8 protein-coding genes and 1 pseudogene are annotated in these 10,095 nt (G+C 42.2%); 3 read left to right on the top strand and 6 right to left on the bottom strand.

The genetic code is table 11. The features are described from left to right. The 3 genes and pseudogenes from B4H32_RS12830 to B4H32_RS06465 form a co-directional block, all read right to left on the bottom strand. Positions 1 to 101 (bottom strand): annotated as a pseudogene (locus B4H32_RS12830) (hypothetical protein); the annotation flags it as partial. 22 nt (positions 102 to 123) lie between these two features. Continuing rightward, positions 124 to 429: a Rieske (2Fe-2S) protein gene (locus tag B4H32_RS06470; protein ID WP_155756419.1), complete on the bottom strand. Its 306-nt coding sequence runs from the start codon at positions 427 to 429 to the stop codon at positions 124 to 126. Between the two features lie 16 nt (positions 430 to 445). Continuing rightward, positions 446 to 1,459, bottom strand: a complete 1,014-nt coding sequence (locus B4H32_RS06465; RefSeq protein ID WP_004799123.1) for an adenosine kinase — start codon at positions 1,457 to 1,459, stop codon at positions 446 to 448. A 176-nt stretch (positions 1,460 to 1,635) separates the two neighbouring features. Between B4H32_RS06465 and B4H32_RS06460 the strand changes: the two genes are divergently transcribed. The 3 genes from B4H32_RS06460 to B4H32_RS06450 are packed head-to-tail and all read left to right on the top strand — an operon-like array spanning position 1,636 to position 6,287. Then, a complete protein-coding gene (locus tag B4H32_RS06460; protein ID WP_286800925.1) occupies positions 1,636 to 4,575 on the top strand; it encodes an insulinase family protein in 2,940 nt (979 codons plus the stop codon). A gap of 20 nt (positions 4,576 to 4,595) precedes the next feature. Further along, positions 4,596 to 5,765 carry a phospholipase A gene (locus tag B4H32_RS06455; RefSeq protein ID WP_286800924.1) on the top strand — a complete coding sequence of 390 codons (1,170 nt, stop codon included), beginning with the start codon at positions 4,596 to 4,598 and terminating at the stop codon, positions 5,763 to 5,765. Next, positions 5,766 to 6,287, top strand: a complete 522-nt coding sequence (locus B4H32_RS06450) for a cysteine peptidase family C39 domain-containing protein (protein WP_286800923.1) — start codon at positions 5,766 to 5,768, stop codon at positions 6,285 to 6,287. A 22-nt stretch (positions 6,288 to 6,309) separates the two neighbouring features. Here the strand turns inward: B4H32_RS06450 and B4H32_RS06445 are convergent, their stop codons facing one another. The 3 genes from B4H32_RS06445 to ilvA form a co-directional block, all read right to left on the bottom strand. Next, positions 6,310 to 7,647 carry a TrkH family potassium uptake protein gene (locus tag B4H32_RS06445; protein WP_286800922.1) on the bottom strand — a complete coding sequence of 446 codons (1,338 nt, stop codon included), beginning with the start codon at positions 7,645 to 7,647 and terminating at the stop codon, positions 6,310 to 6,312. A 1-nt stretch (position 7,648) separates the two neighbouring features. Beyond that, positions 7,649 to 8,299 (bottom strand): potassium channel family protein, encoded by a 651-nt coding sequence (locus B4H32_RS06440; RefSeq protein ID WP_004682067.1) that lies wholly within the window; start codon positions 8,297 to 8,299, stop codon positions 7,649 to 7,651. A 165-nt stretch (positions 8,300 to 8,464) separates the two neighbouring features. Beyond that, positions 8,465 to 10,009 (bottom strand): threonine ammonia-lyase, biosynthetic, encoded by a 1,545-nt coding sequence (gene ilvA, locus B4H32_RS06435; protein WP_286800921.1) that lies wholly within the window; start codon positions 10,007 to 10,009, stop codon positions 8,465 to 8,467. Positions 10,010 to 10,095 lie beyond the last annotated feature (86 nt).

Here is a 10,095-nt window from a genome sequence, read left to right as displayed (position 1 = left end):
CCAATAAAAATACCAATTGTTTCTGCAATGCTGAGCAAAATCAAAGCCACTACGCTCATGTGAAATGGCATAAGGTAGTAATTTAAAAAAAACTCAGTCATCGCAGAATTCATGATTTAGGTATTAGTCAATATAAATACCACCATCAGAGTGTACTTCCAAATTTACTTTTTCAAGGAATTCACCTAGACATGGTCCTGAAACACATTCACCTGTTTCTACAGAGAACAAGGCACCATGTGTAGAACATTGAATATATTCACCGTCCTGATCCAAAAATTGATTCTCCAGATATTCAAGCTCAGTTTGCAAATGCGGACAAAGATTATTATAGGCATAAAATTGTCCGTCACGCTGGGTGATGAAGATAGTCTTTCCTTTCATGGTGTCATATGCACGTGCTTCACGTTCAGGGACTTCCTCAGTCATGCAAATCTTTTCCATGTTAAGCACATTCCTGTTGTGTGGATTTGAATTGTTCAAATAGCTTGGCGTAGTTTTCGACAGCCAAACGTGGGCCAAATTGGGCAACAACCTCACTGGAAATTAAAATGGCAAGCTGGGCAGCCGCTTCCAGACTGAGACCTGCATTGATGGCATATAAAAATGCACCCGCAAAGGCATCACCTGCACCATTGGTATCCACAGCATCAACATGCCGTCCAGCCACATGGAACTGTTGGGCTGGATCAATAATCACCGCACCATTGGCGCCTTGCGTGATGACGATATGCTGATTGTTTAATTTTAATGCTGCAATGGCATCATCAAGATTTTCTGTATTGGTAAACATCAACGCTTCCTGCTCATTACAGAACAGTAAGTCAACGCCATCATCCAGTAATTCTTCCAAACCTTGACGGGCATATTGCACCATTGCAGGATCAGACAGTGAGAGGGCGATTTTAACGCCATGTGATTTGGCAAGTTCACGTGCTTGCTTAACCGCGACACGCGCCGTATCACTGGTTGATAAGTAACCCTCGATATAGAGCCATTTTGCAGTTTTTAACGGTTCAAAATCGATTTGTTCAGCAGTTAATTCAGCGGTAATGCCTAAATATGTGTGCATAGTACGTTCTGAATCAGGACTGATCAGTACCATACAAGTTCCTGTTACGCCTTCACTGATTGATTGGGTTGTGGTCTGGATACCAGCATCATTTAAACCATTCAGATAAATTGAACCCAGTTCGTCGTTACCAACACGGCATCCATAAAAAGCTGTACCACCTAAAGCACTGAATGCAACCGTAGTATTCGCTGCTGAACCACCACTGGCTTGACCCTTGTAGCTTTGAGTATCTTGTAATTGCTGATATAAAGCGGCCTGAGTGTCGCCATCAGTCAACTGCATTGTGCCTTTTTGCAAAGCCTGCTGTGTTAAAAACTCATAAGAAACTTTAAATTCTTGGTCAATGAGTGCATTTCCAATTGCAAAAAGATCAACAGTTGCCATGTTTGTCATCACAGTAAAAATCAAAAGCTAAAGTTTACACCAATGCATTGACCATCACACCTTGCTTGCTGAATTTTTCTACAAAAACATACCAATTTACATGGATATCCGTGCATATTCTTCGGTAGACTCTCTATAATCAAGAATGTTAATTAAATAGATAAATTGGAGATCACATGACTGTCGATGTTTCTGAAAGCATTACTCAAACCATTCACCCTGCGTTTCAGCTATTACGTCAACACCATGTAGAAGCACTTGATATTCACGTTTCAGAATATAAACATAAAGTAACTGGTGCTGTTCACTACCATTTGGCCACAAATCACGATGAAAATGTATTTTTGGTGGCATTTAGAACGCAGCCGATGGACTCAAAGGGAACCGCCCATATTTTAGAGCATACTGCCTTATGTGGTTCTGAGAAGTTTCCAGTCCGTGATCCATTCTTTTTAATGATCCGCCGTTCACTGAATACCTTTATGAATGCCTTTACTGCGGCAGACTGGACGGCTTATCCATTCGCAACGCAGAACAAGAAAGATTTTCAAAACCTGTTGTCGGTTTATTTAGATGCTGCCTTTGCCGCAAACCTGAATCCTCTGGACTTTGCCCAGGAGGGAATCCGTATTGAGTTAGAGAATGATCAGGCGGTTTATAAAGGCGTTGTATTTAATGAAATGAAAGGGGCTATGAGTTCGCCAACCGATCAGCTTTATCATCAACTAGCCTATCATTTATTCCCTGAAACCACCTATCACTACAACTCTGGCGGTGATCCAAAAGAAATTCCAGATTTAAGCTATGAGCAATTGGTTGAGTTCTATAAAACCCATTACCATCCAAGTAATGCGGTGTTTATGACTTTCGGCAATCAAAATGCTTATGATTTACAGGAACAGTTTGAAACATTGGCTTTACATAAGTTTTCCAAAGGAACGACTTTATATTCCACACCTGAGAAGCGTTTAACCGCGCCCATTGAGGTGACTGAATCCTATGCGGTGGATAGTGAAGACCTGAAAGACAAGACCTTTCATGTGATGTCATGGTTATTGCCTGAAACCAGCGATATTAAGCTGCGCTTAGGCATGCGTCTGGTTGAGGGGATTTTGCTGGAAAATTCAGCTTCGCCGTTGCGTCATTATTTGGAAACTTGTGGTTATGCACAGTCCACAGGGCCATTGATGGGTGTGGATGACAGTAATTTTGAAATGACTTTCTATTGTGGCGTACAAGGTTCAAATGCAGAATATGCTGAAAACTTTAAGAGTGGCGTATTAAACATTCTACAGGACGTTGCATCCAAGCCTGTTGATACCGATTTGGTCGATGCAATTCTGCATCAGATTGAATTGCATCAACGTGAAATCAATGGCGATGGCACACCGTATGGCTTAAGCCTGATCCTAAATGGTTTGGGCAGTGCCATTCACCACAATGACCCGATTCATGTCTGGGATGTGGATTCTGCGATTGAACAGGTTAAGGAAGAATTGAAAGACCCAATGTGGTTGTCTAATTTAATTCAAATTCATTTGTTGGATAATCCGCATCGTGTACAAATGACTTTGGTTCCTGATGCAACTAAATCAGTGAAAGAGCAACAGGCTGAACAGGCTCGTTTGGCTGAGATTACCGCAAACCTAACTGAAGATCAGAAAATCGAGATTCAGGAAAAAACTGAGGCATTGAAAAAGCGTCAAGATACGCCTGATGATCTTGAGCTATTGCCAAAAGTGGGGCTGGAGGATGTGCCAGCAGACTTGCATATTGTGCAAGGTCAATTGCGTGAAATTATCTGTAATGGTCTGGATACACCATTAAATCTTTACCATGCAGGTACCAATGGTATTTATTATCAGCAGGTCTTGATTCAAATTCCTGACGACATTGTGCAATCACCGTATTTCAACTTACTTTCAATCTTGATGGGCGAAGTAGGGGCAGGTGAATATGACTATCTTGAATTGCAGCAACTCCAGACCGCAGTCAGTGGTGGACTGGGTATGGGGGCATCGCTACGCAGCAAGGTAGATAATAAGGATCGGATCAGCGCATGGCTGACCCTAACCACCAAGTCATTAACGCAGAAGCTTGATGCCATTCAGTTATTAAAACTGGCATTTGAACAGCTTCGCTTTGATGAGAAAGACCGTATCATCGAATTATTGCAGCAACGGAAAACCCGTTGGCACTCACGTTTGTCTGGTTCAGGGCATAGCTATGCGATGCAGACTGCCTCACGTCAAATGAGTGCACTTGCTCGCCGTGACTACCATAATACAGGTTTGGGTGCGCTGAACTGGCTGAGTGATTTAGTCACTAAGATTGATCAGGATGAAGATGCCTATCATGCATTAATTGCTGAATTACAGGCAATTCATCGTAAACTATTGCAGGCTCCTAAACAGTTCCTATTGGTGTGTGAAGATCATCACTCTGACCGTTTAGTGGAAGAGGTGCAAAATGTCTGGGACAAGTTGCAAGTCAATAAAGAACCTGTCACTTTAACTCAAGTTGAACATGTCAATACAGCAAATGATGAAGCATGGCTGATCCAGACTAATGTGCAGTTCTGTGCTTCCGCCTATCAGGCAGTTGATGTTGCCCATGCTGACGCTGCACCATTAATGGTGTTGGCTGCCTACCTGCGTAATGGCTTTTTGCATAGTGCCATCCGTGAAAAAGGTGGAGCCTATGGTGGTGGAGCCAGTTATGATGGCAATGCCTGCTCATTCCGTTTCTATAGCTACCGTGATCCACGATTGGCGGAAACATTTAATGATTTTGAAGCCAGTGTGCAATGGTTGCTGAATACAGAACAGCAGCCGCATCAACTTGAAGAGGCGATTTTAGGTCTGGTTGCCAGTATGGATAAGCCTGGTTCACCTGCTGGTGAGGCAATTACAGCGTGTTATGCGTTGCTGCATGCCCGTACACCGAAATTCCGTAAAATGCTACGTGAACGCCTGTTAAATGTGACTCTGGATGATTTAAACCGTGTGGCAAAACAGTATTTGTTGCAACAAAAACCTGTGAAAGCAGTGGTTGCACCATTTGCAAAACGTGAAGAACTACAGCAACTCGGATTTAGTATCCAACAGGTCAATTAAAATAAGAATCGGAGAAAATTATGGCGTTCAAATCTTTTGAGCGGGGTCATTTGGAGCTTAGTGTGGTGGCTATACTAGGCTCTCTAACCACGTCATTTACCCATGCACAGGCAACAGCGCCAGCCAGTCCCGCAACAGTTGAGGCATGTGTGGCATTGGCTTCAAATGCTGAACGTCTGGCTTGTTATGATGCGCTTTTTAAGGCACCGACCATTATTCAGCCGCAGGCTCAGGTGGCTGAACCTGTGATTGCTGCCACATCTGTACCTGTTGCTGAAACCAATGAAAAAAACAAACCTGAATCTTTAAAGGATAAGGTGGTTCAAAAACTCAGTGACCTACATTTGCTGGGTGCTGCGCCTAAGTTTGATCCGAATGTTTCCTTGCTGGATCGCCGTTGGGAGCTGTCAGAAGAAAGTAAGTTGGGGGTATGGAATATTCGTGCCTATCAACCTGTTTATTTACTGCCATTGTTCTGGACCAGTGACAAGAATGAATTTCCAAGCAGCCCAAACCCACAAAATACCGTCAATGAGAAACAGGAATTAACCTCTAGTGAGGCAAAGTTCCAGATTTCCTTTAAGACCAAGGCGTGGGAAAACATCCTGGGTAATAATGGCGATTTATGGATAGGTTATACTCAGTCTTCGCGTTGGCAGGTTTACAACTCTGAGGAATCACGTCCATTTCGTGAGACCAATTATGAGCCTGAAGCAAGTTTAATGTTTAGAACCAATTATGAAATTTTAGGTCTAAATGCACGTTTGCTAGGTGTCACCTTAAATCATCAATCCAATGGACGTTCTAATCCATTATCACGTAGTTGGAACCGTGTAATTTTTAATTTAGGGTTTGAAAAAGACAATTTTGCTTTTATGTTACGCCCTTGGTACCGTGTCGAAGAAAATGCCAAAGATGATAATAATCCTGATATTAAGGATTATATTGGTCGTGGTGATTTAACCGCATTTTATCGCAAGGGAGAAAATGACTTTTCTGTTATGTTGCGTCATTCCCTTAAAGGTGGTGATAAATCACATGGCGCGGTGCAGTTTGACTGGGCATTTCCAATCAAGGGCAAACTGCGTGGTCATTTACAACTCTTTGATGGATATGGTGAAAGCCTGATTGACTATAACCACCATGCAACCTATGCAGGTTTGGGTGTGTCGTTAATGAACTGGTATTAAATGAGTTTAAATATTCCAGAGCCATTATTGCAGCTTGAGGCAAATTGTGGGGTGTTTGCGGTCTGGCTGATTATAAAGCAATATCAAACCCATATTGATATTGCTGACCTGATTCAGTTATGTCGCCATGATCAGGAAGAGGGAACATTTACCATTGCCTTGGCTGTGGCCCTGAAAAAATTGGGATTTGAAGTGTCGCTGTATACTGATCCTGACCCAAATATTGATGAGAAAGAACAGCAAAGCTATGTTGCTGCACAACGCCTACAGATTCCCATTCGGGCTGCCTTGACTTATACAGAGATTCAACAGGCATTTGAAGCGGGTAAATTTGTGATTGTATTTTATGATACCTTGCAGGGTGTTGGGAATCAGTCCTTGATCTATTCAATTGATGAAAAGGAAATCAGTTTTTGTGATCATTTTGACGTCATGTCAAAAACTGTATTTGAGCAGCAACGCCAAGCCCAGGGGATTTGTAGACAAGCCCTTGTGGTTGAGCAAAATATATCAATTTTCTAGCTAGCCTCAATTTTTGGACAATTTACCCAATCTGAATGTTGGCGATGGCATGTTTTAAACGGCTTTTCTTTGGCGTTGCTATCAAGTAAGCAAGGGTGAGTGGACCCAAACGGCCTGTATACATCAATAAACTTAAGACAAATAAACTGCCATCATGCAGTTCACCTGTTGCGCCACGCGACAGGCCCACAGTACATGCAGCCGAAACCACCTCAAACATCAGGTCAAGTGCATCCAGTTTAGGTTCTAGCAGCAACAGGATGAAACAACCTGTAAATACTAGCATCCCTGTAATTGCGGTGACCGCAAGGGCTTTATAGGTAGTTTCCTGTGATACAGAATGGTTGAAAATGCGAATTTCCTCATTGCGTCTTAAAAATGAAATCACACATAACACCAGAATAACGAAAGTGCCCACTTTAATGCCGCCTGCTGTACTCAGGGAGCCACCACCAATAAACATCAGCAACATGGTGAGTAAGGCGGTGCTATGCTCCATCGCACCTGTATCAATGGTATTGAAACCAGAAGAGCGGGGAACTGTGGCCTGAAACCAGGCATTCATGGCTTGTTCACCCAGACTCATAGAACCTAAAGTCAGTGGGTTATTGGATTCTAATAGCCAAATTAAAACAAAAGCCACAAGATTCAGGATGGCGATTGTACTGAGAATCAGTTTGCTGTTCGGTGTAAGTTTGCTCCAGCGTTTATTCTGCTTGATGTCAATTAAAACCAGAAAGCCAATTCCACCCAAGGTATATAGTAAACTGATGGTGAGGCAAATGAGATAATTGTTTTGGAAGCTCATTAAGTTATTGTCAAATAATGAGAAACCCGCGTTGTTAAAAGCGGAAACACTGTAAAAAACTGCATAATACAGTCCACGCGCAAAACCGTAGATGGGCGTAAATGAGGCAGTTAATATAACCACGCCAATTAGTTCAAAAAATAGGGTATAAATCACTACACCTTTGGCGACAAAAGTCACTTTGGAGAGACTGGTTTGTCCTAAACTGTCCTGTGCCATCATTTGCTGTTTTAGACCAAGTTTTGGGGCAAGGCTTAATGCCGCCAAAATTGCAAAGGTCATAAAACCTAAACCACCAGACTGGATTAGTAACAAGATAATAAACTGCCCAAAATGGTTGAATGATTCACTTAGATTCACCACCGATAAACCTGTAATCGTTACCGCAGAAGTGGCAGTAAACAAGGCATCCATCCAGCTGACATTGCCATTATTGGCAAAAGGCAGTTTCAATAATATTGTCCCAAGCACAATAAAACTAAGAAAACCGATTGCCAACAATGAGGGTGGACTCAGGTTGAATATCTTCTGGGAGTTTATTTTTATTGCCATTTTATAAGAAACATCCTGAGAGTTTTTTAAGATGATGCAGTGAACCCTCTAAAATCAGGATATCACCTGCCTGTAAAGTAAAATTGCTATCGGTTTCATAAATCACCTGTTGATTCCGTTTCAATAACAATAACTTAATATGTGGCTCCTGTTGCATAATGCCTGATAGGTTTACATTTTTGAGTTTATCCTGTACATGAAGCTTAACAATATAATGTTCGTCGCCTAAATCCATATAACGGCTGACCATCGGATAATTAAGTGCTTGAGCAACACGGATTCCCATATCTTCTTCAGGATGAATAATTTTACTGACATGCAAATGCGACAAAATGGTGTGGTGTGCTTTGGTTTTGGCTTTAACCAAGATTTTTTCTACACCTAAATTTTTTAAATTTAAGACGCATAAAATACTGGCTTCAATATCTTCACCAATCGCGACCACCACGGCATCGCAATTTTGAATATTCAGTTCATCCAAGACGTGTTCATCAGTTGCATCTGCAATAACGGCATGGGTGATCTGATCCGATATGTTTTCAACATTGCGCTTAATGGTATCAATACCGATGACATCATGTTTTAGTCGAGTGAGTTCTAGCGCAACAGTTGCACCGAAACTTCCTAAACCAATCACTGCAAACTGTGCCATATCTGTCCTTAACTAAATGATAAAAATATCTTTTTATTTATTCTAAGATGGAACAGTTGGTCTGTTTGTAATGATTTTGTTGGCGTCAAAAAAAGTGAATATGAAAAGATCGTACTGTAATAAAAGTAAAGCCAACGCATGGTCGGCTTTAGCTGATGATTCGTTTTATTTAAGAAAGCGCCGATAACCGATATTGTTGCTGATTTCTGCATATGGATAGGTAATCTGTTCCAGTGTTTCAATCAAGCCATCAGGATTCTGTTTGGCATCAGTCGCCTGTAGCCCCACCAGTACACGTCCTTCAGCGGCACCGTGGTTACGATAATGAAACAGGGTGATGTTATGTGTTGGGCCTAAACGTTCAAGGAAAGTCAGCAAGGCACCTGGGCGTTCTGGAAACTCAACACGGAATAAACGTTCATTTTCAAGATTGGCATGACCACCAATCAAGTAACGAATATGTAGCTTTGCAACTTCATCATCCGATAAGTCATCAACATCATATTGTTGCTTGAGTAATTCATGGATTTCGTGACGTTCAGTTTCACCACCTTTCAGGCTAATCCCGACAAAAACCTGTGCCTGATTGCTGTCACTGGTCCGATAGTTAAACTCGGTGATGTTACGGCCTTGCAGGGCACGGCAGAATTGCAGGAAAGCACCTTTTTGCTCAGGAATGGTAACCGCATAAATCGCTTCTTTACGCTCGCCCAATTCAGTTCGTTCTGCAATATAACGCAGACGATCAAAATTCATGTTGGCACCACAAACAATTGACACCATGTTCTTGTCTGTTAATTGATGTTCTGCCACATATTTCTTGATTCCAGCCAATGCCATTGCACCTGATGGCTCAACAATACAGCGGTTTTCATCATATGTGTCTTTAATCGCCGCACAAATTTCATCTGTATCAACCGTGACAATAACAGGTTCAACAATCGGACCTGAGCTGTCTGATTTCATTAAGCGAATCATTTTAAATGGTAATTCACCAATCTGGGCTACCGCCGTACCATCCGCAAATAAACCCACATGCGGTAAAATCACACGTTCATTGCTTTCAAGTGCGGCTTTTAGACAGGCGGATTCCTCATATTCAACCCCGACCACTTTGACATGAGGTGCAACCTCACCTAAATAGGCGGCGACACCCGCAATCAGACCACCACCACCTACAGCAACAAACACATATTCCACGTCACGCCATTGACGCAGTAATTCATTGGCAATCGTGCCTTGACCAGCAATCACTAGTTCATCATCATAAGGAGGGATAAAGACTAGGCCCTCAGCTTCAGCACGTTGTTTGGCATATTTATTGGCAATATCAAAACTGTCACCGTGCAGGACAACCTGACCCCCCAGATTTTTTACTGCTTGTACCTTAATGTCTGGCGTGGTACTTGGCATAACAATAATGGCAGGGATGCCGAGTTTTTTTCCAGATAAAGCCACACCTTGCGCATGGTTACCCGCAGAGGCACAAATCACACCACGCTCTAATTGATCTTTGGGAAGTTGGCTGATACGGTTATAGGCACCGCGCAGTTTGAACGAAAATACAGGCTGTAAATCTTCACGTTTAAATCGAATGTTATTGTTAATTTTTTGACTAATTCGTGGAGCTGCTTCAAGCGGTGTTTCAATCGCAACATCATAAACCGTTGCTTGTAAAATTTGTCGTACCACACGAGACAGCATGTTCATCTCCCCTATAACAGTTTAAAATAGGTGAACATTGTAGCAAACCCCTGTGCATTTGCGCTGTTTTCTTGCGGCAAATGTCAAAATAG

This window comes from Acinetobacter sp. UBA2063, assembly GCF_002333245.1.
GTDB lineage: Bacteria > Pseudomonadota > Gammaproteobacteria > Pseudomonadales > Moraxellaceae > Acinetobacter > Acinetobacter parvus.
The sequence above is the reverse complement of the archived record's forward strand: the minus strand, read 5'-3'. Positions and strand labels throughout refer to the sequence as shown.

Bases quoted from the DNA above. Each gene is read 5' to 3' on its own strand.
- B4H32_RS06455 (WP_286800924.1), top strand. From the start codon at position 4,596: ATGGCGTTCAAATCTTTTGAGCGGGGTCATTTGGAGCTTAGTGTGGTG.
- B4H32_RS06440 (WP_004682067.1), bottom strand. From the start codon at position 8,299: ATGGCACAGTTTGCAGTGATTGGTTTAGGAAGTTTCGGTGCAACTGTT.
- ilvA (WP_286800921.1), bottom strand. From the start codon at position 10,009: ATGAACATGCTGTCTCGTGTGGTACGACAAATTTTACAAGCAACGGTT.
- B4H32_RS06465 (WP_004799123.1), bottom strand. From the start codon at position 1,459: ATGGCAACTGTTGATCTTTTTGCAATTGGAAATGCACTCATTGACCAA.
- B4H32_RS06470 (WP_155756419.1), bottom strand. From the start codon at position 429: ATGACTGAGGAAGTCCCTGAACGTGAAGCACGTGCATATGACACCATG.
- B4H32_RS06450 (WP_286800923.1), top strand. From the start codon at position 5,766: ATGAGTTTAAATATTCCAGAGCCATTATTGCAGCTTGAGGCAAATTGT.
- B4H32_RS06445 (WP_286800922.1), bottom strand. From the start codon at position 7,647: ATGGCAATAAAAATAAACTCCCAGAAGATATTCAACCTGAGTCCACCC.
- B4H32_RS06460 (WP_286800925.1), top strand. From the start codon at position 1,636: ATGACTGTCGATGTTTCTGAAAGCATTACTCAAACCATTCACCCTGCG.